Below are 26,812 nucleotides of genomic sequence, written 5' to 3'. Positions count from 1 at the left end.
ATGGAGGGCGGGTCAGCTGTAGAGCATCCCGCCGTCGACCGTGAGCACCTTGGCGGTGATGTACGAGGCCGCCGGGCTGGCCAGGAAGACCGCCGCCTGCGCGACCTCCTCCGGGGTGCCCATCCGGCCCAGCGGGATCGCCGCCGCGGCCTCCTTCAGCTGGGCCCGCGGCACCTTCTTCACCATGTCGGTGTCGATGAAGCCCGGCGCCACCACGTTGACCCGGATGCCCTTGGGGGCGCCCTCGTAGGCCAGGGTCTTCGCCATCGCGATCACCCCGCCCTTGGAGGCGGCGTAGTTGGCCTGGCCGACCCGGCCGGCGATGCCCGAGGTGGAGGCGATGAAGACGATCGACCCGCCGCTCGCGTACATCTGCTTGGTGGCCTCACGGGCCGTCAGGAACGCGCCCGTCAGGTTGGTGGAGATCACCTCCTGCCACTTGGCGGCGCTCATCGCCGCGAGGTGACCGTCGGCGGTGATGCCCGAGTTGAGGACCGCGACGTCCACGCCGCCCCAGGCGGTGCGGATCTCCTTGTACATCGCGGTGACCTGCGCCTCGTCGGACACGTCGGCCCGCACCAGCAGCGCCTTTCGGCCGAGGCCCTCGATCTTCTCCGCCAGCTGCTCGGCCTTGCCGGCGCTGGAGCGGTAGTTGAGCGCGACGTCGCAGCCGTGCTCGGCCAGGTGCAGCGCGATCGCCGCGCCGATGCCCCGGGAGGCCCCGGTGACGACGGCCCTGGTGCCTTCGGTGAACAGCTGACTCATGCCGTGCTCCCGGCGAGGTTGGAGGTGACCTTGTGGCTGCCCGGGTCGAAGCCGTCCACCTCGGTGCCCAGACCGTGCCGCTCGGCGTGGTTCAGCACCGCCTCGGCGACGGCCAGGTCCAGCACGCCGAGGCCGAACGGGGCGAACACCACGGTGCGGCCGGCGGGCAGTTCGGCGGTGCCCTCGAGCAGCGCGCCGATCTCGGCGGTGACGAACCGGCGGTGGCCCACCTGCTGCTCCGCCTTGTGCAGCGAGGTCTGCTCGCGGATCGCGTGGTCCGCGTCGTCGGTGACGTTGACCGCGCCCAGCACCGAGGCGACCGACAGGTCGCGCAGCGACAGGTGCAGGATGACCTGCCCGTCGGGGCGGTTCGGGTGGTCGGCCAGGTCCAGCCAGTACGAGGAGTCGGTGGTGGCGATCGAGACCGTGTCGGCGGTCAGCACCTGACCGAGCGTCGCCGCCCTGAACTCGACGTCCGGGTACTCGGCGGCGAGCTCCGCGGCGAACACCTTGGCCCGCTCCGGGAAGGCGTCCTGCAGCAGGACGGTCTCCAGCCCGTCGTGCACCTGGGTGAGGAAGTGCACCACCTGGTTGTTGATGGTGCCGCAGCCGACCAGGCCGACCGTGCGGACCTCGCGGTCCGCGTTCAGCAGCCCGGAGGCGAGCGCCGCACCGGCCGCGGTGCGGACCGCGGAGATCTGGCTGCCCTCCATCAGAGCGAGCGGGTAGCCGGACTCCAGGTCGTTCAGGATGCACAGCGAACTGGCGCGCTGCATACCCCGCTTGACGTTCTCCGGGAAGGACGAGATCCACTTCAGGCCCATCACCGGGGCCGGTCCTCCGAGGTAGGCGGGCAGCGCGATGATCCGCGAGTCGGAGCGGTGCAGCGGGCGCAGGAAGGTGGAGAACGGGAGGTCGGACTTGCCCTGGCTGTGCAGCACGTAGGCGTTGCGCACCAGGTCGATGACGGTGGAGTCGAGGTCCGCGAGCGCGGCCCGGACGTCCTCCCGGCCGAGGATCCTCATGCCTGGCCCCTTTCTTGGTCGGTCGGCGGCAGGTACTGCCGGAGGTAGGACTCCACCCACTGGTCGTCGTAGATGGTGTCGAGGTAGCGGTCGCCGCCGTCCGGGAGCACGGCGACGCAGGTGCTGCCGGGTTCGATCCAGGACTCGGCCTGCATCAGGGCGGCGATCACCGCGCCGGACGAGCCGCCGGCCAGGATCGACTCCTCGGCGAGCAGGCGGCGGCAGCCGCGGATGCACTCGGAGTCGGTCACCTTGACCACCCGGTCGGCGAGGCCGGGGCGGAGCAGCTGGGGGACGACCGCCGCGCCGTGGCCGGGGATGGTGCGCCTGTGCGAGGACTCCCAGGGCTCCGGCGGGCCGAAGATCACACTGCCCACGGCGTCCACCGCGACCACCCGGGTGGGCAGTCCCTGGTCCTGGATGAACTCGGCGCAGCCGCGCAGCGTGCCGGTGGTGCCGGCCGCCAGGAACAGGTAGTCGGGGGCCTCGGGGAGGGCCTCGAAGATCTCCCGCATGGTGGTGCGGTGAGCGCGCGAGTTGTCCTCGTTGGCGTACTGGTTGGGCCACCAGGAGTCGGGGACGGTGTCCAGCAGGTGCTTGACCCGGGCGATCCGGGCGGGCAGGAACTCGCCGGTGGCGGGGTCGCGGTGCTCGACCACCTCCACCCGGGCGCCGTAGGCCCGCATGATGGCGAGGTTCTGCGGGGTGGTGCGCGGGTCGACCACGATGATCAGGCCGAGCCGGTAGAAGTTGCAGAGCTGGGCGAGCGCGATGCCCAGGTTCCCGGAGGAGGACTCCACCACGGTGGAGACCCCGGGCACGATCCGGCCGGTGGCGATGGCCTGTTCGACCATCGACTTGGCGGCGCGGTCCTTGATGGAGCCGCCGGGGTTGAACCGCTCGCACTTGGCGTACACCTGGAAGCGGTCGGTGGCGAAGAGTCGGTCCAGCGCCACCAGCGGCGTGCCGCCGATCGTGGAGACGATGTCGGGGTCCGACGGACGGTGCGGGCGGACCCGCAGTTCGGCGCCGTCGGGGACGAGCACGGTCATTCCGGCACCTTTCGGCTGATCTGGAGCCGAAGCTCACTGACGTACTGCTCACCGTCGGCGTCGGGCAGCCAGGACTCCTCGGGGGCCGGCAGCGGTTCGCTGACGGTCACCCTGGCGTCGGGGTCCGACTGCACCGCCCGGCGGACGAGGTTGGCGAAGGAGAGCACCAGCGTCGGGCTGGTGAAGTCGACCAGGGAGGGCTTCGTCTCCTCGGGAAACTTGACGAAGGCCCGGTCGGGCAGCGCGTTGTCGGCGACCCAGCGGCGCACCGTCAGGTAGTCGCGCATCCGGTCGGCCTTGGGCGCGAGGGCCACGCCGGTGGCGGGCAGCCGCCAGGTCTCCCGGAACAGCACCAGGTCGTCGAGGGTGACCCGGGGGGCGTGCGGGCGGTCCAGGCCGATCTTGAACGCGTCGCAGGCGATGATCGAGATCAGTACCGCGAGCAGTTCGGAGAGCGTCCGGGTGCGGCCGTCGGTGGTGGTCGCGGTGATCGTGCCGTCGTGCTCGGTGAGGGTGATGGCCACGGCGGGTTCGATCCGCTCGCGCTGGTCGAAGGGGGCGCGGGTGAAGCCGATCAGCCGGTCGCCCGCGCCGATCGGGGCGGGCACCATGCGGCCGCTGTTGCGCTTCCAGCCGACCGGCAGCAGCGGCACCAGCCGCTCGCCGCCGATCGCCCGGTTGACCTTGTCGCGCAGCGAGCCGGTGTCGGCCGTCCAGTCCAGGAACGGCAGGTCGAGGGTGGCCAGGCAGGCGTGCAACTCGCCGAGCACCACCAGGTGTTGGCCGCCGTTGACGGCGTCCACCGAGCGGGCGACGACCTGCAGGTCGGGGCTGTGCACGGCGAGGTGCGGGGAGCGGACCTCGCCGGTGGCGAACACCTTTTTCGCCGAGTCGATGATCTGGTCGACACTCAGGTCGACCCGGGTGGCGCCGTCCGGCACCTCGCCGATGACCTCGCGCCACTTCAGCGCCAGCTCCCGGACGGCCTGCTGGACGGGGTGGTTGTGCTCGCCCCAGAACAGCGCCAGGGTCTGCGGCCAGACGTCGGCCAGCGTGACGGCGGTGCCGGGGCGCTGCCGTGCGGCGGCCTTGCGGACCAGCGCGACCACCTCGGTCTCGACCAGTTCGGCGAGCCGGTTGCCGAACCAGTCGGCGGCGTCGGCGACCAGGGCGAGCGGGCGGGCGATGCCGTCCAGGAAGTCCCGGCCGAGCTCCATCCGGCAGTCCCGCAGGGTGTCCTGGTAGACCAGGGTGCGGCCGGCGTACGCCTTGCCCTCCTCGCGGGAGGCGGCCTGGCCGGTGGTCTCCACGAAGTACGCGTCCAGCGCGTCCAGTGCCTCGACCAGCTGCTCGGCGCTCCCGGCCCGGTCGATCTCGCCCTTGTGGCGGGCGAGTTCGGCGAGCACCGCGTCGTAGCGGACGAACATCTCGGGGTCGCCGATCGCCGAGACGCGGCGGCGCAGCACCTCCTCGGCGCGGACGTCGACCGGGATGTTGGCGTCCCAGCCGAGCACCCGCTGCCGCAGCAGCCGGTTCAGCACCTTGTCGACGGCTCCGCGGGCGCCCGCGGCGTCCCAGCCGTGGTCGGCGATCAGCAGGTCGGTGATCTGCTCGGCGTTGCGGTCGCCGTCGGCGAGCCGCAGCACCTGCGCGTCCTCGGGGCGCAGCCGGACGGTCTTGCGGTTGGCGAGCACCAGCTGCTCGCCGTCGAGGTGGACGTCGGGGCGCAGCATCGGCGGGAACCACCAGCGGGCGCCGGGCTGTTCGGCCATCCAGTCGGCGATCGCGGCGACCGTCCAGCGTTCCAGCGAGGTGCGGGCGGCGGCGACCAGGGCGGGGCCGTGGTCGATGCCGATGGCTTCCTGGGTGCGGCCGACGCCGATCCAGGCGCCGGGGCCGAAGAAGCCGATGGTCTCGGCCTTGGCGCAGTAGCGCAGCCAGTACATGGCGAGGGTGCGTTCGCGCTGGCGGCGCTTGGTCTCCTTGCCGCCGGGGGCGGCGAGCGAGTCGAGGATGCGGAAGACGGTGCGGTTCTGCCAGGCGATGGCCAGGCGGAGCTTGGGGTCGGTGGCGAGGGCGGCGAGGCGGGCGGCCTCGGCGTCCACGTCGGCGCGGTAGGCGGTGTCGAACTCCTCGGCGGTGCCCTCGCCGGCGGCGAGCCGGGCGGCGGCGGCCGGGGCGGAGGTGCCGCCGATCAGGTCGAGGCCGGAGACCGGGAAGCCGGCGTTGCGGAGCAGTCCGACGCCCCAGACCTGCCAGTCGGAGCCGGCCAGCGGGTGGAGCGGGGCGAAGTCCGCCCAGTCCACGGCGCGGGCGGCCTCGACGGCGGGGGCGGTCATCCCGACACCTCCGCCAGCTCGCTTGCTGCGGCGGGGGTTTCGGTGAGCGCGGCGGCGAGCCGGGCGATGCCTTCGGCGATCTTCTTGCGCGGCACGTTGCTGAAGCACAGCCGGATGCCGTCGTTGTGCTCGCCGTCGATGGAGAAGTGGCCGCCGGGGACGAAGGAGATGCCGTGCGCGGCGGCGGCCTGCGCGTAGCGGGTGGCGTCGGCGCCGTCGCGGTGGCGCAGCCAGAGGTAGAAGCCGCCGCCGGGGCGCTGCCAGGTCCACGGGCTGTCGGTGCCGAGTTCGGCGTCGAGCGCGTCGGCCATCTGGGTGCAGCGTTCGCGGTAGCTGTCCCGGTAGCGGTCGATCAGCTCGGTCCAGCCGTTGCGGGAGTAATAGGCGGCCAGCGTGCCCTGGGCGAGCGCGGACGGGGAGAGCGAGATGATCTCGGCGACCCGGGCGAGGTCGTGGCGCAGGTGCTCGGGGGCGGCGATCCAGCCGGAGCGCAGGCCGGGGGCGAAGATCTTGGAGAAGGTGCCGAGGTAGACCACCTGCTGCGGGTCGAGGGCCTGGAACAGCGTGGTGGTGGTGCCGTCGAAGCCGAGCAGGCCGTACGGATTGTCCTCGATCAGCAGCAGGTCGAGTTCGCGGCAGGCGGTGAGGATGGCGGCGCGGCGCGGGACGGAGAGGGTGGCGCCGGTCGGGTTCTGGAAGGTCGGGTTGACGTACAGCAGCCGGACGGTGCGGCCGGCCTCGCGCAACTCCCTGACGGTGCTGCGCAGTTGCTGCGGGCAGAGGCCTTCGGAGTCCTCGCCTGCGGCGTGCAGTTCGAGGCCGGCGGTGCGGAAGGCGGCGGTGGCGCCGGGGTAGGCGGGGGTCTGCACCAGGATGGTCTCGCCGGGGGCGCCGAGGGCGAGGGCGACGGCGGTGAGGCCCATCTGGGAGCCGCTGGTCGGGATCAGGTTCTCGGCGCCGGCGTGGCCGTCCTCACGGGCCATCAGGTCGGAGACGGCGGGCACGAGGGCCTTGGCGACGTGCGGGGTGGTGTACTGCAGGGCGAGCTTGCCGCCGAGCCGGACGAGCCGGGCGAGCTGCTGGGAGATGTCCCCCAGCGGGAGCACGTCCAGGTCGGGCAGTCCGCCGGCCAGGGAGATGACGTCCCCGCCCCGTTCGAACAGCCGGGGCATTTCTGCCGCGGGTCTGGTGTCGGTCCACATGGCTGTCGGTCCTCAGACTCGGGCCGGGGCGGCGTCGGCGGCCCAGGCCTGCACGTAGCGGAACAGTCCGGCCGGGGAGGCCAGCGCCGGGTCGGCGAGGGCGTCGGGGTCGACCTCGATGCCGAACTCCTCCTCGACGGCCATCACCAGGGCGATGGTGTGCAGCGAGTCCACGCCCAGGTCGACGAGCGGGGTCTCGGAGTCGGTGACCTGCACGGAGCAGATCCGCTCGACGAGCTGGTCAAACTGCGACTGGTTCATGGCTGCCCCTCGGGGATGCGGTGACGGACTGGTGGATTCGGTACTGCTCTGCCTCGGCCGCTTCGGCGGCAGCCGCGTCGACCAGGCGCTTGGCGGCGGCCCGGTCCGGCTTGCCGTTGGCGGTCAGCGGGACGGTGTCCAGCGCGACGACCCGGTCGGGCATCCGGCTGGGGTCGAGCCGGCCGACCAGCGCGGCCCGGACCTGCTCCGGCGGGAGGGTGCCGTGCACGGCCAGCAGCAGCGGCCCGCCCTCGGTCTCGGGGCGCAGCGCGACGGCGGCGGTGACGCCGGGGAGGCGTTCGGCGGCGTCCTCGATCTCGGTGAGGGCGATCCGCATGCCGCGGCGCTTGATGACGTCGTCGTCGCGGCCGACGAAGTACAGCCGTCCGTCCTCGTCGAGCCGGCCGCGGTCGCCGGTGTGCAGCTCCAGCGTGCCGTCCGGGCGGCGGATGAAACGGTTCTGCGCTTCCAGCGGGATCCGCCAGTAGCCGGCCATCACGGTCGGTCCCCAGACCACGATCTCGCCGGTCTCGCCGGGGCCGAGCACGCTGCCGTCGGCGGCGACGATCCGGACCTTGTCGCCGGGGATCGGCGGGCCGACCGAGTCGGGGTGCTCGGCGTACTCGGCCGGGTCGAGGATGGAGATCCGCTTGCACTCGGTCATGCCGTACATCGAGGCGAACTCGGAGCCGGGGAAGACCTCCAGCAGGTCCGCCATCACGGCCCGGCCGGGGCGGGCGCCGGTGTTGGTGAACAGCCGCACCCTGGTGGGCCGGTGCAGCTTGCTCTGCAGCAGGTGGAGCATCTGGGCCAGCGAGGGCACCAGCGGGACGACGGTGACGCCGGTGCGCTCGATCAGCCGGAGCAGTCCGACGTCCTCGCTGCGGCGGGCCAGCACCAGGGTGCCGCCGACCAGCGCGGACAGCAGGGCCTGGTAGAGGCCGTAGTCGAAGGAGAGCGGCAGCCGGCACAGCACCACGTCGTCCTGCCGGTAGCCCAGGCAGGCGTTGATGGCGTCGAGGGCGGCGAGCATCTGGCGGTGCGGGCAGACCACGCCCTTCGGGCGGCCGGTGGTGCCGGAGGTGTAGATCAGCATCGCCACCTGGTCGTCGTCGAAGTCGGCGCGGAAGCCGTCCTCGGCGGTGGCGAGGACCTGCTGCCAGGCCTCCTCGACCTCGACGGTGCGGGCGGCGCGGGCGCCGGCCGCCGGGCGGCAGATGGCCAGCGCGGCCTCGGAGTCGGCCACGATGTGGTCGATCTGCTGGTCCGTCAGCTCCGGGTGGACCGGGACGAAGATCGCCCCGATCCGCAGGGTGGCCCAGAACAGGGCCAGGAACGAGCGGTCGTTGCCGCCGGTGTACACCACCCGGTCGCCGGCGGTGACGCCCTGGCCGCGCAGCCAGCCGACCGCGCGGTCCACGGCGGTGCCGAGCTGACGGTAGTTCAGGGTGCCGTCGGCGTCGGTGACGGCGGGGTGGTCGGCCCGCTCCGCGAGCGGGTAGTCGAGCAGGTCAGACACCGGCATGGACGGCCACTCCCTCGCTGATCCCGGCGGCGGTGAGCCGCTCCTGCACCCGGGTGACGTCCCGGGCGGTGTTCACGGAGACCACCTCCAGCTGCGGGTGGTGGCGCTTGAGCAGGTTGGCGAGCGTCTTGGCGGGCGGCAGCGAGAACGTCGCCTCCGGGGCCAGTTCGCCCAGCCGGTCCAGGCAGAGGTCCCAGCGGACCGGGCTGACCACCTGCTGGACCAGCCGGCGGCGGATCTCCGCAGGGTCCTCGACGGCCGCGCCGTCCGCGTTCGACAGCAGCAGCTGCGTCGGCGCGGCGAACGGCACCGCCTCGGCGGCGGCCTCGAAGGTCTGCCGGGCCGACTCCATGAACGGGGTGTGGAAGGCGCCGGCCACGCTGAGCCGCTTGACGGTGGCCCCGGCGGGCGGGGCGGCGGCCAGCTGTCCCAGCGCCTCTTCGAGACCGGCCGCGACGATCTGGCCGGGTCCGTTGAAGGTCGCCGGAGTCAGGCCCAACTCCGCTGTCCGTGCCAGGACTTCGTCCTGCTCGCCGCCGATCACGGCGGCCATCGAGGTGGGTGCCTCGGCGCAGGCCGCGGCCATCGCCCGGCCGCGGATCGCGGCCAGCCGCACCGCGTCGGCGGGCTCCAGCACCCCGGCGTACACCGCGGCGGTGAGTTCGCCGACCGAGTGGCCGGCCGCCACCGCCCCGCCCGGCCGGACGGCGCCGGCCAGTACGTGGTGGGCGAGCAGTCCGGCGGCGACCAGCAGCGGCTGGGTGTTCTCGGTGCGGGCGATCTCGGCGGCCGGGGCCTTGGTGCCGAGCTGGACCAGGTCCAGGTCGGCGGCCTCCGACCAGGCCCGCACCCGCTCGGCGGTGGCCGGGTCGCGCAGCCAGGCGGCCAGCATGCCCGGGGTCTGGGAGCCCTGACCCGGCGCAATGAATGCGAACATTTGTTCGAACCTCCTTTCGAGTGGGGCCTGCGCCCGGCGCATGAGCGCCCGGCAGGGTGCCGCGTGCTTACGGGCGGCCGGTGGACTTGCGGAAGCGGCGGATCGCCAGGAACGAGAAGCCGGCGAACCAGGCCAGCAGGTTGAACACCGCGCCGGCCACGCTGGAGTGCTCCCCGTGGAACGAGAAGCCGTCGTTCAGCGGGTACCGGGCCAGCGTCGCCACCCCGTACATCGGGGTGTAGCGGGAGATCTCCAGCATCACGCCGCTGAGCGGGATGAACAGGTTGCCCAGGAAGGCCAGGGCGGTCATGGTCAGGCCCGGCATGTGCATCACCACGTCGGGCTTCAGCGCCAGACCCATGCCGATGCCGAGCGCGGCGAACACCGCGGCCCCGACCCAGGCCACCAGCAGCGAGACCACCCACACGTTGGCGTCGGCCTCGGCCCCCGTCAGCGCCCCCAGCACTCCCACGATGGCGACCGGCACACCGGCCATCAGCACCGAGCAGAGCACCTTGACCAGCAGATAGCCGGGCGGGGTGAGCGGACTCATCGCGATCGTCCGCATCCAGCCGACCGACTTCTCCACCGAGATGGTGGCGGCCGAACTGACCGCGGCGGTGGCCGCGCCGTACACCGCCTGACCGATCATCATCCAGGCGGCGAAGTTGCCGTGCGGCAGGGTGGCGCCACCGGACGGGCCGGTGCGGAACAGGGCCAGGTACAGCACCGCGGGCAGCAGCACCGTGAAGATCGTGGTCTGCCGGTTGAACCGGCGGCGCAGCTCGTAGCGGACGAAGGTCGGGTTGACCCCGTTGAACACCGAGGTGCGGGCGGCGGCGGGCGCCGTGACGGCGGCCATCAGACGTTCTCCTTCTGGGCGTTGGCGGCGCGGTCCGCGTTCGCGGCACTGTCGGCGCGGCCGGCGTTCTCGGTGATGGCCATGAAGGCCTCCTCCAGGCTGCGCGGCGCCACCTCGATGTCCCGCGCCTGCGTCTCACCGACCAGAACCCGCAGCAGCGCGTCCGAGTCGGTGCAGGTGAAGTAGGTGCGCTCGCCGCGGACGGCACTGGAACGCACGCCCGGCGTCCGGGACACCACGCCGGCCTCGTACGGGCTGAGCACCGCCGAGACGGTGCGGCCGCTGGTCGCGGCGCGGATCGAGGAGGCCGAGCCGTCGGCCACCACCGCACCCTTGTTGATCATGACCACCCGGTCGGCGAACTGGTCCGCCTCCTCCATGTAGTGGGTGGCGAACATGACCGTCATGCCGCGCGCCGCGTCCTCCCGGACAGCCGCCCAGAAGTCCCGCCGCGCCACCACGTCCATGCCGGCCGTCGGCTCGTCCAGCACCAGGAAGTCCGGCTTGGACAGCAGCGCCAGCGCGAAACGCAGCCGCTGCTGCTCACCCCCCGAACAGGCCGCCACCCGGCGGGCCCGCAGCTCGGTGATGTTCGCCCGCGCCATGCACCGCTCCGGGTCGGCCCCCGGGTGCAGCGACGCCAGCATGTGCACGGTCGCCTCGACCGTCAGGTCCGGCAGCAGACCGCCGGACTGCAGCACCGCCGCCACCCGCCCCGCCCGCACCGCCTGCTCGGGACTCACCCCGAACAGCCGCACCTCGCCCTCGTCCGGCCGGGTCAGCCCCAGCAGCATGTCGATCGAAGTGGTCTTGCCCGCGCCGTTCGGCCCGAGGAACGCCACCACCTCGCCCCGCCGAATCCGCAGATCCAGCCCGTTGACGGCGGTGAACACCTCGCCCTTGGCGTTGGTGAACCGCTTGACCACACTGGACAGTTCAGCCGCCAGGGGGGACGCCGTCCCCCTCGACGCCGTACGGTTCTGGTAATCGATCATCATCCGAGTCCTCACGATTCGGCGGAGGTTCGCCTCTTGTGAGCACTACTCTCCCGGCCACCCCTATCGCCCCGAACCGACCCGGCTATCGGACCCCTATCCCGGGACCCGCAGCACTCCACACAGCCTCTTGCCACCACCGGTAAGATCGGGAGCATGAGCGGTAGCAAGAAGTATTCGGTCAGCCTGCCCGAGGACCTTGCGGAGAGCATCCGCAGCCAGGTAGGCCCGGGCGGCTTCTCGGCCTACGTCGCCGAGGCACTGGAGCACCGCGTGGCGATGGACAAGCTCCGCGAGATCGTCGCCGGCTTCGAGGCGGACAACGAACCACTCACCCCCGAGGAGATCGACGCCGCCCGCGCGCTGCTGCGCCACGACCGGCCCGCTGCGACCGGCGACGCCGCCGCCTGATGCCCGGCACCCTCCTCCTGGACAGCGAGGGCCTGTCCCGCCTCTACCTGAACGACCGACAGGTCGCCGCCTTCCTCCAAGCCGCCGCCGCGGAGGGTGTGCGGGTCGGCACCACCGCGATGACCGTGATCGAGGCGGACCACGCCCGCGCCCATCCGGCCCGGATCCGCTGGGCCCTCTCCCGCATCGACGTCCACGACGTCACCCGCGAGATCGGCAGCCAGGCGGCGGCGCTGCTTCGCGAACACCGGCTGCACGGCCACAAGTACGCGATCGACGCCGCATTCGCTGTGATCGCGCGCTCGGCACCCGGCCCGGTCACCGTCCTCACCTCGGACCCGGAGGACCTCACCCTGCTCTGCGGCCCCCGCGTCCTGGTCGTCGGGCTCTGAACCTGCGCCCGAAACGGCAGCCGGCCCGGCACGCCGAACGCGGTGCCACGGAGAGCCCGTGACACCGCGTCCGGTCAGGGGCGTCAGACCGGGATGATCTCCACTCCGGTCTCCAGCCCCCGGAAGTCGTCCGCGTTGCGGGTGTAGAGCGGCAGCCCGTGGGCGGCGGCGGTGGCCGCGATCATCAGGTCCATCCGGCGCGGCCGCGGGTTGCGGTTCGCCTTGACAGTGAGCGCGACCAGCGTGCCGAACCGGCGGGCCGCCTCCCGGTCGAACGGCAGTGCCGCGAACTCCGCCTCGGCATCCGCCAACCGCTGCGCGCGGGCCATCATCTCGACCGGATCGCCCGCTACGGCCACCCCTTGGGCGAGCTCCGCGAGCACCACGGTGGAGACGGCGGCCTCCAGCGGCAGCGAACCAGGGTCGATCGAGGGGAGGTCGATCACCACGCAGGTGTCCAGCATCCCCCGCAGTCGGCGGCCGCTCATTCCCGCCCCTGCGGCTCGTCACCGATCCGGTCCTCGTCGCCGAAGAACTCGTCCGCTTCCGCACGCATCCGTTCCGCGTCGATCACCGAGGCACCACGCCACTTGCGCTGAAGCTCGTCGACCGGCACGAAACGGCGACGCGTCCCCAGCGGACGTACCTCGGCGATCTCCGTGCCGTTCCGGGTGATGTGGTAGGTCTCGCCGGCTTCCACATCGTCCAGCACGGCCTTGGACCGGGCGGCGAGTTCTCGCTGCGTGATGGTCTTCATTCCACCAGCGTATTGCACTGCAATACGGCGCGCCACAGGCGCCGCGCCCGGTCAGGACGGCAGCTGCCCCACCGCGTCGACCAACGCGATCTTCCGCACCGCGCTGTTGAACTCGACCGTGCCGTCGTAGCCCTCTCCGGGGCGGCCGAGGACGCGTTCGCCGAGGAAAGCGTGGGTTTTCCGGTCCAGGATGAGCTGGACGATGCCCACCTTGGGGTCGAGCAGGGACACCGCCTCGCCGGTCCGGCCGAGGGCGTCGGTGGCCTCCTCGTGGTAGGAGATGTTCGGGATCTTCGCGGCGGCCCGGAACAGCGCGGCCTTTTGCGGGGCGGGGCAGGGGCCCCCCATGAGAGAGCGCAGGATCGTCCAGACCGCGACCTCGCGGGTCATGTTCTTGGCGTCCGTCACTGTGCGCACGAACGGGTCCGCGTAGAGGATCTCCAGCAACGCGTCGGGGTCGGTCGGCAGTTTGGCCAGCTTGTCGTAGGGAGGGTCCGCGTAGAGGCTGGGGCTTGCCTGCTGGGGTTCCACGACGAAGTCGTGGGAGAGCCCGCCGGACGGGGGTGCCCCGACGGAGCCGTCGGTGAGCCCGCCGGACGGGGGTTTCACGCGGTCGGCTTCGATGACCCCGCCGGACGACCGGACCAGGCCGGGCTTCGATCCGTCGACGGAGAGCCAGCGCTGGACGGTGGTGATGGCGTTCGGGTCGCTGGTGGTGTGGATGGAATCCAGGTACACGAACTGGTCCGGCCGCGGTGCCGGGGTCTTGTCGGCGGCGAGCGCGTCGGCCGCGAGGTTCAGCACCGAGACCGCATGGGCGCTGGATTCGGTCGCACCCGGTCCGGCGATCTGGGTGCTGACCAAGCCCGCGGTGAGCGCCGTCGTCAGGGCCACGGCGACCAGCACTCGGCGCGTGGTCAGCCGTCGGCCCCGTCGTGCCGCGGGCGTTCCGGCGATGGCGTCCTCCAGCTGCCGACGGCCGCGGAGGCGGGCGTGGGTGGTCATCGGTGCGGTGTCGGCTCGGAATTCGGCGAGCCCGGTGATCTCGTCCACAAGAACTCCTCTGTCAGTGGGTGGGTCGGTCGAGTGCGGTGTGCAGCCGTCGGCGGGCGCGGTTGAGCCGGGAGCGGACGGTGCCGTCCGGGATCCGCAGGGCCTCGGCGATCTCCTGGTAGCTCAGTTCGGCCCAGGCGAACAGCAGCAGGACGTCGCGTTCCTTCGCCGTCAGCCGGGCCAGTACGCCGGCGATCTCCTGGGCCTGGGCGCCGGCCGTCACTCTGGCGGCCACCGTGTCGGCGTGGTCGCCGGTGTCGAGCGCGTCGACGCCGCTGCGGGCCAGCGCGCGGTAGCCGGAGCGTTCGGTGCGCTGGTGGCGGTGCAGCAGGTTGGTGGCGATTCCGTACAGCCAGGGCCTGGCGTCGGACCGGTCCCGGTCGTAGCGGCCGCGGATCCGGAACGCCGACAGGAAGGTCTCGGAGGTGAGGTCGTCGGCCACCGAGGCCCCGATCCGCCGGGCCAGGTAGTGGTGCACCGCGACGGCGTGCCGGTCGTATATCTCGCCGAACCGGTCGGGTTCGGCGAGCGACGCCCCGATGACCGCCGCGTCGTCGTCCACTCCTTCCCGCAGGGGCGTGTCCGTGCCGAGTACCGCCGTCACCGGCCCGCCCCCCGCCGGCCGGTCACCATTACCTGGTCGGTGCTGCGCATGGGTTCTCCTTCGCACCGGCTCCTCCGGCGCTTCCACCCTCTATTGCCATCTCGCCGGGGTCCGGTTCGGCGGTTTCGGTGAAAACTTTTCGGACACCGAACACCCTTGGCCGGAGCGGGAGTTCTGCGAGACTGCCGGGCAGCGGCGAGGAACGGGGGCGGGATGACGGAGGGTCGGCTGGTCGGCGGCCGGTACCGGCTGGTGCGGGCGCTCGGCGCGGGCGGGTTCGGCAGCGTGTGGCTGGCGCACGACGAGACGCTGCGGGTGGACGTCGCCGTCAAGGAGGTGCGGCTGCCCCCGACCGGGACGGCCGCCGAGCACGCCGAACTGCTGGAGCGGGCGCAGCGCGAGGCCCGCCACGCGGCCCGGCTGCGCGACCATCCGCACGTGATCGGGGTGCACGACGTGGTGCTGGACTGCGGCGCGCCGTGGACGGTGATGCAGCTGATCGTCGGACGGTCGCTGCACAAGCGGATCGCGGAGGGCGGCCCGCTGCCCGTCCCGGAGGCGGCCCGGGTGGCGTCCGCCGTGCTGGCCGCGCTGGACGCCGCGCACCGCGCCGGGATCGTCCACCGGGACGTCAAACCGGCCAACATCCTGCTGGCGGACGACGGCCGGGTGCTGCTCGCCGACTTCGGGATCGCCGTCCAGCAGGAGCAGACCGCGCTGACCGCCTCCGGCATGTTCGTCGGGTCGGTGGACTACATCGCGCCGGAGCGCGCCCAGGGCGGGCCCGCCGACCCGGCCGGCGACCTGTTCTCGCTGGGCGCGACGCTCTACCAGGCCGTCGAGGGGCGGCTGCCGTTCCGCCGCGACACCCCGGTGGGCACCCTCACCGCCGTCCTGTTCGAGCCGCCCGCACCCTGCGTGCTGGCCGGTCCGCTGGCGCCGCTGATCGACGGGCTGCTGGCGAAGGACCCGGCCGCCCGCCTCACCGGCGCCCGCGCGGCGGCGATGCTCGCCCCGCACTTGGGCGCGCACCCGCCGGCGGCCGCCGCCGCGCCGACCGCCGCCGCCACCGTCCCGAACGCGCTGCCGCCCGCTGCGCCCCGGGCCGCCCGCCGTTCGGTGGCGTCGGTGCTGCCGCCGCTGCTGGTGCTCGCCGCACTCGGTGCGGCGCTGCTGCTGAACGCGTTCTCGTTCCACCCGGACAGTCAACTGCCGCCGTCCGGCGCCGCCTTGATGAAGCTGGCGCACACCCCCCTGTTCGAGGCGCTCAGCCTGAACTCCGACAGCAGCGCCGTGGGGCTGTCCTGGCTGTGGCTGCTGCCGACGGCGATCGCCCTTCTGGCCACCGCCTGGTACCCACCCCGGGTTCCGGCCGCAGTCCGGACCGCCGGGTTCCTGCTGACGCTGGTGCTGCCCGTTCGCCTGGGTGTCGCCGGCCTGTGGGATGCGGACACGCACCTCGAACGCCTCGTGCACGCCCTGCCGCCGGAGGTCGCGTCCCACCTGCACGTCGGCTACGGCCCGGGCTGGTGGCTGCTGCACGTGGCGGCGTTCGCCGCCCCGGTGGTGCTGCTGGCGGGCCAGTTGCTCCACCGGAGGCGGCGCTGACGCGGCGTCAGGGCGCGGAGAGCGGGATGTTCGGGCTCTTGTCGAACGCCTTGATCGGGGTCATGCCGCCGAGGCCGGGAAGGTAGGCGGTGTTCAGGTGGCTGACTTTGACGCAGCTGTCCTCGTTGTCGGCGGTGCTGGCCTCGGCGCCCTTGAGCGCGGCGGACGGGTCCACGGGGGCGGTCGAGCCGCCCTGCCCGCCGCCGGGGTAGCTGGTGCCCGACTTCCAGTCGGTGCCGATCACCAGCTCGATCGAACTGCCGCTGCCGGCCTGGACGGCGCTCTCGGGCATGCCGAGCGCGGCGGCCACCTGCTTGGCCTCGGCCTCCTTCCCGGCCGGGTAGCGGACGGTGCTCTGCTCGGCGGTCAGGTTCGTGCCCGCGGCGGTGTCCTTGGAGAACCCGGCCGCTTGCAGCGCCTGGGCCAGCTCGGTGGCCCGGCGCTGGGCACCGCTGCCGTTCCGCACCGTCACGGCGATGTTCTTGCGGGACGTGCTGTTCGCGGGCGGGGCGGTGGTGGCCTCGGCGGGCGGCGCCGAGGAGGGCGGCGCGCTGCTGGCGCCGTTCGGGTCGGCGCTCAGCGGCTGGTCGTTCTTGATCGACGCGAACAGCTTCTTCGCGTCGGGGTTGACCACCAGCCGGGCGTCGTCCTTGGGGTCCGGATCGGTCTGCATGGTGGTGAAGGTGACCCGGTTCGGCGGCACCTTGTTCAGGTCGTTGGCCAGGCCGACCAGCTTGGTGATCCCGTCGAGTTCCGGGTCGACGGTGAGCGCCTTGGTCGCGGCATCGGCCAGCGACAGCACCTTGCCCGGGTCGGTGAGCGTCCCGGCGTTCTTCAGCTCACGGATCATCGATCCGAGGAAGGCGTGCTGGGCGGCCGCCCGCCCGAGGTCGCCGCCGTCCCCGAACCCGTGCCGGGTGCGGACGAACTGGAGCGCCGCCATGCCCTTCAGGGTGTGCTTGCCCTGGGTCAGTTTGAGGTGCGAGTACGGGTCGTAGACGTTGTCGCTGACGCACACCGGGACACCGCCCACCGCGTCCGACATCTTGATCACACCGACGAAGTCGACCTTGACGAAGTGGTCGATGGGTATGTCGGTGAGCTGGTGCACGGCGGCCACCGTGCAGCCGGGGCCGTACGCCAGCGTCGAGTTGATCCGCTCGCGGTGGGCCTTGGACTTGGTGTTGTTCTTGCTGTCTATGCAGCCCGGCAGGTCGGTCACCAGGTCGCGCGGGATGCTCATCACGGTGGCGTTGGAACGGTCCGCCGAGACGTGCAGCAGCAGTTGGACGTCGGCGTTGGCGCCGGCGCCGCACTCGCTGCCGCCGATGTCGCAGTCCTCCTGGGTGTCGCGCCCGTCGGAGCCGATCACCAGCACGTTGATCGGGGTCCGCCCGAACTCGTCCGGCACCTCGTGCCCGGCGTCCCCGCTCTCACCGGCGTACAGCGGCGCGGACTTGATGTTGCCGTTGTAGCGCATGTACAGGTAGCCGCCCGTGCCGACGGTCAGCACCACCAGCCCGGCGACGCTCCAGGCGACGATCTTCAGCCCGCGCCGCCCGCGCCCCTGCTTGGACGCCCGCCGGCCCCCGGCCCGTCCCCCGTTCCCCGACCGTTGCCGGGGAACCTGTCCCTCTTCCCCCTCCGACACCGGCTCGACGGTTCCGGACTGTCCGCTTACCACATCGCACCCCCGCCGCCCGGCCCCTCCGAGCTTTTCTCCCCCTAATAGATGCACAAGGGGGCGCAGATGTTGCACGCGGGGGTGCAATCTTCCGAACGAGGTGACGAACGTCCCACTCCCGCACGGCCGTTGAACGCCCGTCGGTCAGCCGACACCCACCGGCTCCCGGGCCTCACCGCGGAAAACCTGCCGGGTGTGCCACGCGCGATGCTGCGCCGCAACGGACGCGGTACCTGCCTGCGGGCCGATGACCGGACGGCCCGCCAGGGCGAGGACGTGCTGCCGGCTGGCCTCGCTGCGGCCGACGAAGCGCCGGGAGACCAGGATCCGGTGGTCGTCCCCGAGGCCGAGGACGCCCTTGTCCAGGAGCTTGTGGTGCAGCGAGCACAGGCACAGGCCGTTGTCGACCTCGTCCGGCCCGTCGTGCGACCACCAGCGCACGTGCGCGGCCTCCAGGCCGACCGAGGTGCCGCCGAGCATCCCGTCGTAGCCGCAGAACGCGCACTGGAACTCGTAGGCGGTGAGTATCAGTTCACGCATCCGCCGGTCCCGCTGCCGCCGAGCCGCGGCCTCGGCGCCGGCCACCGCCCCGCTCTCCGCGAGCTCCAGATCGAGCCCGACGGCTTCGCACAGCTCCAGGTGCAGCGACGGCGCGAAGTGGGTGTCCAGCAGCACCCGCACCAGCCGCCCGAGCAGCGACGGCTCCCGGCGCAGCGCGGCCCGCAGCTCCGGCGCGAGCCGGCCGGCGGCCCCGCTGGAGCGGAGCACCCCGATGCCGCTGCCCGGACTCCCCGTTCCCCCGTCGGTCCGCACCTCCCACACCCCGTCGTTGACCAGGTGGTGGAACGGGTAGGCGGGGGTCGTCGGATTCGACGGTCCGTACTCGGCGAGCAGCCTCTTCAGCTCCTCCTCGACCTCGCTGTACCGGAGTTCGCGGTCGGCGTCCCGCTGGTGGCTCCCGAGCGCGTACAGCAGCAGCAACGGCTTGTGCGGAGCCCGCGCGCCGTTGCTCGTCCACCGTCTCAGCTTCGCCACCCGCTCGAGCCAATCCATGCCCGCCAGGGTAGTTCGGAGCGCTGAAGGCCCGTCACCGGGCCGGAATGCCGACGGGCCGGTGCGTGCGGCACCGGCCCGTCAGGTGGTTCGAGGCGTCAGTGGCGCCTGGCGTGACGCTTCCGGCTCAGCAGGACGAGCGCCGCGCCCGCACCCACCAGCAAGGCGCCGAGGAGCACGATCCGGCCCGTGCCGGAGCTGCCGGTGAAGGCGAGCGATCCCTTCGGAGTGCTGGTCGCGGCGGGGCCTGCGGGCGTCGTTCCGGCCGGCGGCACGGACGCCGTCGGGCTCGGGCTCTCGCTTGGGCTCGCGCTCGGGCTGGGGCTCGAACTCGGGCTCTGCGACCCGGATCCCGACGGCTCGGGACTCGGCGAGGCGGAGTCCGACGGGCTGGGACTCGGCGACGCGGAGCTCGACGGGTTGGGACTCGGCGACGCGGAGCTCGACGGCGTGGCCTCCGGGACGTACACACCGGCGTCGATGGTGTGGTCGACGCCGCCGGGCTCGGACGGTGCGGTGACCTGCGCGTGGCCGAGGCCGGGCCGGCCCTCGGTCGGTGGGATCACGTTGGAGTCGTGGGCCCGGTCGTCGCCGGCCGTCGGGAGGGTGTACCGGAGGTCGGCGGCGGCCGGTTTGCCCGGCACCCCGCTGGTGTCCGCCGTCGAAACGTCGAACTCCACGGTGTAGTCCGCGCCCGGCGTCAGCTGGTAGGCGGCGCCCACCCCGCCGAAGTAGTACTCGCCGTTGGCGTCGGTCTTGGTCGTCGCGACCACCTTGCCCTCGGCGTCGAGCAGGTTGACGGTCACGCCCGGCAGCGATGCCTCCCCGGCGTCCTGGATGCCGTTGTGGTCGCCGTCGAACCAGACCCGGTTGCCGATCTGGACCGGTGCGTTCGCCGCGGTGTACGCGATGTCGCCGAGGCCGCCGGCCTTGCCGAAGCCGTTCTTCTGGACGAACTCGTAGCCGTTTGCGTCCGGCTTGTTGCCGGGGCCGGCGCCGGTGTCGATGTCGTAGTAACCCGTGCCGCTGGTGAAGTAGTTGACGGTCGGGTCCATCTGGGTGCTGATCACCCACTGCTGCTGCGGGATGTAGGCGACGCCGCCGAGCGAGGTCTCCTGGTGGTAGAAGACGGCGAAGTCACCCGCGAAGTACGAGACGACGCCGCTGGGCCGGGGCAGCGGGGGCGTGTTGGTGGCGGCGTGGTTGGGGCAGTTTCCGGTGCCCTCCCACGCGTACCCGCCGGTGGGGACGGCGCAGGCCATGTTGATGTCGCCGCCGGCGTACCCGGATTCGGTCTTGTTGTTGCCGGGCCGCGGGTCGAGCCCGACGGAGGCGACGTCCATGAACCGGTCGCGGAAGCCGAGGATCATCGAGCCGTCGCGGGCGAAGGCCATGCTGGCCAACTCCGGCTCCGGGTAGACCATCCAGCCGCTCAGCAGGTAGCTGTCCCAGTTGTCCAGCCCGGCGTGCCACGGGTTCCAGTAGTGGTCCTGGTCGTACTCGGCCACGCCAGTGCCGACGTAGCTGCGCTCGAAGTCCAGCGCCTGGCTCAGCACCTTGGTGAACCGCTGGCCGTCGTAGCCGTAGACGACGGCCTTCAGGTCGGCGCGCTTCTGGGTGCTCTCGGCGGAACACACGCCGCCGACGTACAGGGTGTTGTCGTGGACGGCGAGGCCGGCCGGGCGCCAGTCGCCGGACGCCGCGCAGCCGGGGTCGGGGATCGCCACCGTGTTCTCGGGCCCGGTGGCCTCCGACCCGGTCGCGTCGAAGCTGACCAGGCTGCGGGTGAGCATGTTCACCGCGTACAGCGTCGAGCCGTCCTCGGACAGGGCCAGGCCGCCGATGCTCTCCTTGCCCGGCGCGTCGACGAACTCGGCGTCCTTGATCATGTTGGTGCCGTGCGCGGTCTCGGTGGAGCCCGGCACCTTCGCGAACAGCGTCGGCGCGCTCCCGCCGTCGGCCGGCACGGCGTAGATCGCGTCGCCGCCCTCCGGCCCGTACGCGGTGAACCGCCGGGCGAACGCCGCCTGGAACAGTCGGCCGCGGTACTTGTCGTACGCCAGCCCCGAGGTCGTCCCCACCTGCTGCTGGGTGTCGAGCACGGTCGGACAGGCCGGTCCGGTCGGGCAGGTACCGCGAACGTCCTTGCCGAACGACACCAGCGCCCGGGTGTCGCTCCCCATCACCCTGTCGGTCTGGACCGGCACGAAGTAGCGGGCGTCCGGCTCCGTGTAGTCCGCCGCGTCCCAGACCCCGGTGATCACCGAGGCGTCCTTGCCGGCCGAGACGTCCACGAACGAGGTGAAGCTGTCGAAGTGGTTCGGCGCGGTCGAGGCGGGCGCCGGCCGCAGGTAGCCGTCGAACGGCGCCGGGACGCTCACATCCACCCGGTACCGCCCACCGCTCAACGCGGCCGACGGGGCCACCACGACCTTCCCGGTGACGTCCGTGGTGCCGGTCACCCGCCGGCCGGCCGGGTCGGTGACGCTGATCTTCATGCCGCGCTGCGGCACGTCCATGGCCGTGTTGATCACGCCGGTACCGAAGAAGTCGCGCAGCACCTGCACCGTCAGCGTCCCGTCGGTGGCCGTCGCACCGGCCTGCCCGGCGCCCGCCACGACCGCACCGGTGGTTCCGCCCACCAGTAACAGGCCGCACAGCCCCACCCGCGCCAGTTTGGTAGTTGGCATCGCGCTCCTCCGCCTCGCCCCACACCGGGCCTTGACCCGGTAACTTGCGCCAGTTTCCCACAAGTTGACGAAAACTCACACAATCGGAACCATTGATTTCGGATAGCCTGACGGAGGTCTGTCGGCCTCCCGCCGCGTGGGGAGCATCGTGGGGAACATCAGGATCGTTCGGGGCCGTACGCGCTGGGTGCTGGTCGCCCTGCTCGCCGTCGCGGTCGCCGCGATCAGCACCTTCGCCCTGCTCGGCACCGGCGACGACCCCACCGGCCCGCGCCCGCCGACCACGGACGAGGCGAACCGGCTGGCGCTCACCCGGTTCCGCAACTACGAGGCCGGCGGCCGCGCGCTGACCATCACCGTGCCCGGCACCGCCGGCCGGCTGACCGTCACCGGATCCGTCGACTTCCGCACCAGGACCGGCTACGGAGTGCTGCACGGAACGGGCCGCGACAGCTCCACCACCGGCCTGATCCAGTGGACGCCCACCACCGTCCGCGTCCTCCCCATGCCCGACGCCCCGGCCACCGCCCCCGCCACACCCCCCACCTTCGGCTGGTCCACCCGCCCGCTCCAGACCTCCGGCAGCTCCCTCGACACCTCACTCGCCATCGCCCTGAACCTGGCCGCCGACCGCCCCGACAACCCCCAGCTCCTCCCCCAGAACGGCGCCACCTGGCTCTCCCGAACCACCCTGAACGGCCACCCCACCGACGTCATCACCGGCCCCAACGCCCGTGGCACCAACACCACTTCGGACACCGTCCGGTACTGGATCGACCCCGACGGCACCATGTACCGCGTCCAGGCCGCCCTCGCCTCCGACCCCCAACCGGTGATCGTCGACTTCGACACCCAGCCCTACGCGCCCGTCCCCGGACTCACCCCCACCCCGTAGCCGCACACGGAACAGAAATCAGATCTGGACCACGTGGACGCCCTGGGCGTCCAGCACCGTCAAGCACCGTCAAGCACCGTCAAGCAGGCCGTGATACCAGCCGGATCACTGGTGAACACCACAGCACTGCCGTGTCGGGTCGCAGTGCGCTGCCGATCCGCTGCCACTTCACCGGATCCGACCTGGTCGCACACTGGTGCAGACTGTCTGGCCCGCGGTGGTGGGGCGCATCGCCAGGACGGCCTGCTCGATGCGGGTGATACCCAGCTGCGCTGCGGCGGGGCGCCCCAGGACGCAGACATTCTCGGCTCGGGTTTCGTGGACTTTGTCGCAAAGGACCCCGCCTTGCAGGGTCACCCCTGTGGCGGACAGAGCGCCGGGGGACGCGGCGTAGAGGTTCACCGAGAGCGAGGCGTCCGGGGCCCGGTCCCGCTGTCGGGTAACTGCCGGGATTCCCGGACGGTCACGGTCGTCACCTGCAGAGTGGAGAACGAGCCGCCGATCGGCTGGCGCCGTGGACCTCAGGCCGAGTACAGCGACAAACGCGCCCGCCCCAGCACGGTGCCGGAAATGGTGAGCAGCGACCGCCCTGACCGCTGCACGACTCCGGTCAGAGTTTCATCGACAGGTCTTGCCAGGAAAGCGAAATGGACCGGTCGTCAGACAACTGGCTACGCGGGAGACACCTCATAGGGCCATCAGGAGTCCCACGGCAAATCGGTCCGATTTCCATCTCGCAGGCCCAGTACGCGGCCGGCTCGCTCGGCAACAGTCATGCCGCGAGTGGTGATCAGGACAGCCCGCCCCGCCGCGGCGACAAGAACCTCGGAAAGTCGCTGGCGGTATGGCGGACTGTGGCGGTGATCCGGTAGCGCCAACCGGCTCGCCTGCCGAAAACGGTCAGTTCATTCGCATTCGCTGCGGACACCCCGGCGAATAGCGGTGCAACAATAGTAAGTCGAGGACAGACTACCCGAATGAGACAATTAGCATCATTTGATTGCCAATCCAGGCAAAAAATCCAATGCTCCGTCATATCGCCTTGGCAAAGCACAATTTGATGCTTCGTCAAACCTTGACGCCGGGCCGTTCGGGCCTCGATACTCTGTGTGACCTTCGCGATCACGGCCCGGTGCCTTCAAGGGAAGGAATGCTGCCAGCGCGCCAGCCACGGGGCCACCGACGACGAAGACTCTTTCCATCTCGACCGCAAAGGGATTCTCCGTGAAGATCCGCAGCAAGATTGCCGCCGGCGCCATCTCCATAGCTGCGCTCGGCCTCGGTCTCATCTCCGCATCGCCCGCATCTGCGTACGCATCCCCCGGCGATTGCTCCAACGCGGGTGCATGCCTCTTCTACAGCCCTGGTTTCTCCGGAGCCTACTTCGGCGACACCAGCGGCACCAGCAAGGGTTACGAGGACTACCCGTACAACTCGACCTACACTTTTGGCGGCGGTGGCTCCGGAAGTGGTCAGTACGTCCGGAACAACGCAGCTTCGGTCTACAACTACAACAGCAGCGACAGCGTGTGGATTTACTACAGCCCCGGCGGCTACGGCGTCAGCCAGCGCTTCTACCCCAAGAGCGGCGGCGATCTGATTTCGGCGCTTCGAAACAACAATGCCTCACAGTGCTTCGACACCTACGGCATCTGCCGCTAACCGCCTTTTAGTCACCTTGTAGCCTGCGGCACCGTACGACAAATAGTACGGTGCCGCAACCTATTGCGAAATAAGGCCTCAGACCATGCTGCATGTAAGACCGACTCAACCGCTCGGTATATCAGTGATAGCCGCAGCAGTGATACTGGTCGGCTCGGCCGCAGGATGCTCAGCGCCCAAGCCCACGGCGGCTCCTACCATGCCGTCGTCGATCAGCGCGACGCCCACAGCGGCCGGCCCCGATGGCCACATCCTTCCGATTGCCAAGTATCTCATCAGTCCCGATGAAGACCGGCGAATCCAGGCTGCTCGTACGGCACTGGTCGGGTCCTGCATGAAGCGATTCGGGTTTGACTATTCACCGCCGCAGATCTCAGAAAAGCCGGATTTGATGACTCGCCGGTACGACCTCACGGACGCTCAGAGCGCGGCCGTTCGGGGCTACCACAGAGAGATGTCCCCGGGTTCAGGCGGGGAGGTACCGTCACCTCAGGGACTCTCGCCAGAAATGCAGTTGGTTCTGGGGAACGGAAAAATGGCTCCGAAAACTTCATCGGCCACCCCGATGCCATCGACCACTGCGGTCAATGGCATGACCGTCCCCGAGGGCGGGTGCTTCGGCGAGGCGGACGATAAGCTCATGGCAGGCGGTGGACTGGTTCAGGACCAGCCGCTTGCGGACGAGATCAACGGGCGTAATTACGAGAAGTCCCTGTCCGACAGTCGAGTCCGGGACGTTTTCCATCGCTGGTCTCAATGCATGGAGAAAAAGGGTTACACCTACGGGACTCCGGTTGACGCGGTGAGCGACAATCGGTGGCGTACGGCATCGGCGAGCGAGGTCGAGATTGCTACCGCCAAAGCCGATGTCGAGTGCAAGCAGCAGACCAACGTGGTCGACGTCTGGTTCACGGTTGAAGCGGAATACCAAACCGCAGATGTTCAGTCAAATTCTCGGCCTCTTCAGCAAGTGAGGAACGCAATCGACGTCGCTGTCGCCAATGCGGCCAAGGTCCCCCTCGTGAAGTAGTGCGATTCTTTCGAGGGCTGACGGCAAGGTCGTGAGCGGCCGGCTGCCCGATAGGTCCCATGACCTGTCGGGGCTGGCCGTCGCATGACGCTGCGGGGGTGCCGGGTTCCACGAGCTCAAGGGTAGTGCGGCGCTCCTCTCCCCGGCGTAGTCGCGGTGGCGGCCGGCGGAAGTAGGTTGGCCCCTGCCGGGCGGTGCTGAACGCCGCTGCCAGGGGGAGCATCCGCGTCTTCTCGAACACCTCGCTGCGGTGCCCAATCCGCGCCGCGCCAACGCCGCAGCCACCCCCTCGCCTACGTCCTCACGCGCGCCGTGTGCGCGGTGCTGGCCGGCGCGAAGTCCCTGCCCGCGATAGCGGAGTGGGCCGCTGATGCCCTGGCCGCCGCGCTCACCGCGCACGGCGGCCCGAGTCGTGAACTCTCCGGCCGAGGCCACCGTGCGGCGGGTCCTCCTGCGCATCGCCGGCGACGCGGCGGTCGGCTCCTGTCTCGCCGCTGCCCGCAATCCCCACCGTCCCGGCATCAGCCCCGGCGGAAGACCCCGCCACCCGCTCGCCATCGACGGCAAGACCGTCCGCGGCGCCTGCCGAACCGACGGAACCCAGGTCCACCTCCGCGAAACCTGAACCGGCCTGACCGCCGCTCAGCGCGAAGTCGCCTCCAAGGCCAACGAGATCACCGTCTTCCGGCCGATGCTTGCCCCACTCGGCCTCCCCCACGCGGTCCAGGCCGTGCAGACCGTGCGCCGCCGCCTCCTCGTCACCATCGGCAGGGTCACCCTGGAACGCGTCTACGCCGTCACCGACCTGACCACCGCAGGCCGGCGCCGCCCAGACCGCACACTGCGTCCGCGAACACTGAGGCATCGAGAACAGGATTCACCACGTCCTCGACACCACTTGCGCCGAGGACACCTCACAGGGTCCGGACCGAAATCGCATCCCGGGCCATGGCAGTACCACGCAATCTCGTCATCGGCGACCTCCGCCTCACCGACTGCGACAACATCGCCACCGGCCGGCGCAAACACTCCCGAGACGCCACCCGACCCGTGACCACCCTCGGCATCACTGCGCGGCTATCACTGATATACCGAGCGGTTGAGTCGGTCTCACTTACGGCATGGCCTGAGGCCATATTCCACAATGGGTCGCGGCACCGTACTATTTGTCGCACGGTGCCGCAGGCCGCAAGATGACTAAATGACGGTCAGCGGCAGGTGCCCGTCCATTCGATGCACTGCGAGGCATTGTTGTTTCGAAGTGCCGAGATCAGATCGCCACCAGTCCTGGGCTTGAAGCGCTGGCTGACGCCGTAGCCGCCGGGGCTGTAGTAGATCGTCAGGATGTCGTCGGCGTAGTTGTAGACCGAAGCTGCGTTGTTCCGGACGTACTGACCATTCCCGGCGCCACCGCCGCCAAAAGTGTGATTCGAATCGTACGTGTAGTCCTCGTAGCCCATGCCGCTGCCGTAGCCGTCGCCGAAGAAGGCTCCGGAGTAACCAGGGCTGTAGTAGAGACATGCGTCGACGGTGGGGTTGCAGTAACCGGCGGACGCAGATGCGGGCGATGCGGAGATGAGACCGAGGCCGAGCGCCGCCATGGAGAGGACACCAGCGGCAATCTTGCGGCGAATCTTCACGAAGAATCCCTTTGTGATCGAGGTGGAAAGAGCCTTCATCGTTGGGTGGCCCTGCGGCTGGCGCGTTGGCCGTATGCCTTCCCTTGACGTCACCGGACCGTGATCGCGAAGGCCACACAGAGTATCGAGCCCGAACAGCCCGGCGTCAAGAACTGCTTGACCGTCAAGGAGTGCTTTACCAGGACGATATGACGGGGCGTTTGATTCTTTAGGCGGATCGGCAATCAATTGATGCCAATTGTCTCGTTCGGGCAGTCTGTCCCCGATCCGCTACACTGCGCCACCACTCGCCGTGGCACCCTTCGGCTGATATCGGCACGTATGCCCCGGCCCGGCGCCAATGGTGCGATCTTCACGGGGTTCCGGAAAT

25 protein-coding genes are annotated in these 26,812 nt (G+C 70.8%); 6 read left to right on the top strand and 19 right to left on the bottom strand.

Annotation, left to right across the window (positions count from 1 at the left end):
* Window positions 1–12: 12 nt before the first annotated feature.
* From fabG to ACIHEI_RS08910, 10 genes are all read right to left on the bottom strand, one after another.
* Window positions 13–765 (bottom strand): 3-oxoacyl-ACP reductase FabG, encoded by a 753-nt coding sequence (fabG, locus tag ACIHEI_RS08955; RefSeq protein WP_387640534.1) that lies wholly within the window; start codon window positions 763–765, stop codon window positions 13–15.
* The gene (gene sbnB / locus ACIHEI_RS08950; RefSeq protein WP_396606152.1) at window positions 762–1,790 is read right to left on the bottom strand and encodes a 2,3-diaminopropionate biosynthesis protein SbnB; all 1,029 of its coding nucleotides are present in this window, start codon (window positions 1,788–1,790) and stop codon (window positions 762–764) included. The genes fabG and sbnB overlap by 4 nt, the downstream gene beginning before the upstream one ends.
* The gene (sbnA, locus tag ACIHEI_RS08945; protein ID WP_387866945.1) at window positions 1,787–2,842 is read right to left on the bottom strand and encodes a 2,3-diaminopropionate biosynthesis protein SbnA; all 1,056 of its coding nucleotides are present in this window, start codon (window positions 2,840–2,842) and stop codon (window positions 1,787–1,789) included. Before sbnA ends, sbnB begins: the two co-directional genes overlap by 4 nt.
* On the bottom strand, window positions 2,839–5,181 hold the full coding sequence (locus ACIHEI_RS08940; RefSeq protein WP_396606151.1) for a lantibiotic dehydratase: 2,343 nt from the start codon (window positions 5,179–5,181) through the stop codon (window positions 2,839–2,841). Before ACIHEI_RS08940 ends, sbnA begins: the two co-directional genes overlap by 4 nt.
* Window positions 5,178–6,383, bottom strand: coding sequence for a PLP-dependent aminotransferase family protein (locus ACIHEI_RS08935; protein ID WP_396606150.1), 1,206 nt, complete (start codon window positions 6,381–6,383; stop codon window positions 5,178–5,180). Before ACIHEI_RS08935 ends, ACIHEI_RS08940 begins: the two co-directional genes overlap by 4 nt.
* A 12-nt stretch (window positions 6,384–6,395) precedes the next feature.
* Window positions 6,396–6,644, bottom strand: a complete 249-nt coding sequence (locus tag ACIHEI_RS08930; protein ID WP_035864761.1) for an acyl carrier protein — start codon at window positions 6,642–6,644, stop codon at window positions 6,396–6,398.
* Window positions 6,625–8,169 carry a class I adenylate-forming enzyme family protein gene (locus tag ACIHEI_RS08925; protein ID WP_396606149.1) on the bottom strand — a complete coding sequence of 515 codons (1,545 nt, stop codon included), beginning with the start codon at window positions 8,167–8,169 and terminating at the stop codon, window positions 6,625–6,627. Before ACIHEI_RS08925 ends, ACIHEI_RS08930 begins: the two co-directional genes overlap by 20 nt.
* The gene (locus tag ACIHEI_RS08920) at window positions 8,156–9,106 is read right to left on the bottom strand and encodes an ACP S-malonyltransferase (RefSeq protein WP_396606148.1); all 951 of its coding nucleotides are present in this window, start codon (window positions 9,104–9,106) and stop codon (window positions 8,156–8,158) included. The genes ACIHEI_RS08925 and ACIHEI_RS08920 overlap by 14 nt, the downstream gene beginning before the upstream one ends.
* Window positions 9,107–9,173: 67 nt before the next feature.
* The gene (locus ACIHEI_RS08915; RefSeq protein WP_387640515.1) at window positions 9,174–9,968 is read right to left on the bottom strand and encodes an ABC transporter permease; all 795 of its coding nucleotides are present in this window, start codon (window positions 9,966–9,968) and stop codon (window positions 9,174–9,176) included.
* Window positions 9,968–10,894, bottom strand: coding sequence for an ABC transporter ATP-binding protein (locus ACIHEI_RS08910; protein ID WP_387640734.1), 927 nt, complete (start codon window positions 10,892–10,894; stop codon window positions 9,968–9,970). Before ACIHEI_RS08910 ends, ACIHEI_RS08915 begins: the two co-directional genes overlap by 1 nt.
* A gap of 225 nt (window positions 10,895–11,119) precedes the next feature.
* Here ACIHEI_RS08910 and ACIHEI_RS08905 point away from each other — a divergent pair, with 225 nt between their 5' ends.
* Window positions 11,120–11,374, top strand: a complete 255-nt coding sequence (locus ACIHEI_RS08905) for a hypothetical protein (protein ID WP_387866957.1) — start codon at window positions 11,120–11,122, stop codon at window positions 11,372–11,374.
* Window positions 11,374–11,766, top strand: coding sequence for a DNA-binding protein (locus ACIHEI_RS08900; RefSeq protein ID WP_387640509.1), 393 nt, complete (start codon window positions 11,374–11,376; stop codon window positions 11,764–11,766). Before ACIHEI_RS08905 ends, ACIHEI_RS08900 begins: the two co-directional genes overlap by 1 nt.
* Window positions 11,767–11,849: 83 nt before the next feature.
* Here ACIHEI_RS08900 and ACIHEI_RS08895 read toward each other — a convergent pair whose 3' ends face one another.
* The 4 genes from ACIHEI_RS08895 to ACIHEI_RS08880 are packed head-to-tail and all read right to left on the bottom strand — an operon-like array spanning window position 11,850 to window position 14,180.
* The gene (locus ACIHEI_RS08895; protein ID WP_387640506.1) at window positions 11,850–12,254 is read right to left on the bottom strand and encodes a type II toxin-antitoxin system VapC family toxin; all 405 of its coding nucleotides are present in this window, start codon (window positions 12,252–12,254) and stop codon (window positions 11,850–11,852) included.
* Window positions 12,251–12,523: a type II toxin-antitoxin system Phd/YefM family antitoxin gene (locus tag ACIHEI_RS08890; RefSeq protein WP_387640504.1), complete on the bottom strand. Its 273-nt coding sequence runs from the start codon at window positions 12,521–12,523 to the stop codon at window positions 12,251–12,253. The genes ACIHEI_RS08895 and ACIHEI_RS08890 overlap by 4 nt, the downstream gene beginning before the upstream one ends.
* Window positions 12,524–12,574: 51 nt before the next feature.
* Window positions 12,575–13,576 carry a CU044_5270 family protein gene (locus tag ACIHEI_RS08885; protein WP_396606147.1) on the bottom strand — a complete coding sequence of 334 codons (1,002 nt, stop codon included), beginning with the start codon at window positions 13,574–13,576 and terminating at the stop codon, window positions 12,575–12,577.
* 13 nt (window positions 13,577–13,589) lie between these two features.
* A complete protein-coding gene (locus tag ACIHEI_RS08880; RefSeq protein WP_396606146.1) occupies window positions 13,590–14,180 on the bottom strand; it encodes an RNA polymerase sigma factor in 591 nt (196 codons plus the stop codon).
* A gap of 213 nt (window positions 14,181–14,393) precedes the next feature.
* On the opposite strand from ACIHEI_RS08880, the gene ACIHEI_RS08875 reads away from it, so the two are divergent.
* On the top strand, window positions 14,394–15,788 hold the full coding sequence (locus tag ACIHEI_RS08875) for a serine/threonine-protein kinase (RefSeq protein ID WP_396606145.1): 1,395 nt from the start codon (window positions 14,394–14,396) through the stop codon (window positions 15,786–15,788).
* Window positions 15,789–15,795: 7 nt separating this feature from the next.
* Here the strand turns inward: ACIHEI_RS08875 and ACIHEI_RS08870 are convergent, their stop codons facing one another.
* The 3 genes from ACIHEI_RS08870 to ACIHEI_RS08860 all read right to left on the bottom strand — a co-directional run bounded on the left by ACIHEI_RS08870 (window position 15,796) and on the right by ACIHEI_RS08860 (window position 21,215).
* Complete coding sequence (locus tag ACIHEI_RS08870) at window positions 15,796–17,439, bottom strand: LCP family protein (protein WP_396606144.1); 1,644 nt, start codon at window positions 17,437–17,439, stop codon at window positions 15,796–15,798.
* Window positions 17,440–17,616: 177 nt separating this feature from the next.
* Window positions 17,617–18,525, bottom strand: coding sequence for a phosphorothioated DNA-binding restriction endonuclease (locus ACIHEI_RS08865; RefSeq protein WP_392955158.1), 909 nt, complete (start codon window positions 18,523–18,525; stop codon window positions 17,617–17,619).
* A 98-nt stretch (window positions 18,526–18,623) separates the two neighbouring features.
* Window positions 18,624–21,215, bottom strand: coding sequence for an SdrD B-like domain-containing protein (locus ACIHEI_RS08860; protein WP_396606143.1), 2,592 nt, complete (start codon window positions 21,213–21,215; stop codon window positions 18,624–18,626).
* A 223-nt stretch (window positions 21,216–21,438) separates the two neighbouring features.
* Between ACIHEI_RS08860 and ACIHEI_RS08855 the strand changes: the two genes are divergently transcribed.
* From ACIHEI_RS08855 to ACIHEI_RS08845, 3 genes are all read left to right on the top strand, one after another.
* Complete coding sequence (locus tag ACIHEI_RS08855) at window positions 21,439–22,110, top strand: hypothetical protein (protein ID WP_396606198.1); 672 nt, start codon at window positions 21,439–21,441, stop codon at window positions 22,108–22,110.
* A 1,224-nt stretch (window positions 22,111–23,334) separates the two neighbouring features.
* Window positions 23,335–23,772 carry a hypothetical protein gene (locus tag ACIHEI_RS08850; RefSeq protein ID WP_396606142.1) on the top strand — a complete coding sequence of 146 codons (438 nt, stop codon included), beginning with the start codon at window positions 23,335–23,337 and terminating at the stop codon, window positions 23,770–23,772.
* Window positions 23,773–23,971: 199 nt separating this feature from the next.
* Entirely contained in the window at window positions 23,972–24,802 is an 831-nt protein-coding gene (locus ACIHEI_RS08845; RefSeq protein ID WP_396606141.1) for a hypothetical protein, read from the top strand.
* A 388-nt stretch (window positions 24,803–25,190) separates the two neighbouring features.
* On the opposite strand, the gene ACIHEI_RS08840 is transcribed toward ACIHEI_RS08845, so the two are convergent.
* Window positions 25,191–25,667 carry a hypothetical protein gene (locus tag ACIHEI_RS08840; protein WP_396606140.1) on the bottom strand — a complete coding sequence of 159 codons (477 nt, stop codon included), beginning with the start codon at window positions 25,665–25,667 and terminating at the stop codon, window positions 25,191–25,193.
* A gap of 343 nt (window positions 25,668–26,010) precedes the next feature.
* Complete coding sequence (locus tag ACIHEI_RS08835) at window positions 26,011–26,442, bottom strand: hypothetical protein (protein ID WP_396606139.1); 432 nt, start codon at window positions 26,440–26,442, stop codon at window positions 26,011–26,013.
* Window positions 26,443–26,812: the final 370 nt, after the last annotated feature.

The sequence above is a fragment of the Kitasatospora sp. NPDC051984 genome (genome assembly GCF_044593455.1).
Classification (GTDB): domain Bacteria; phylum Actinomycetota; class Actinomycetes; order Streptomycetales; family Streptomycetaceae; genus Kitasatospora.
The sequence above is the reverse complement of the archived record's forward strand: the minus strand, read 5'-3'. Positions and strand labels throughout refer to the sequence as shown.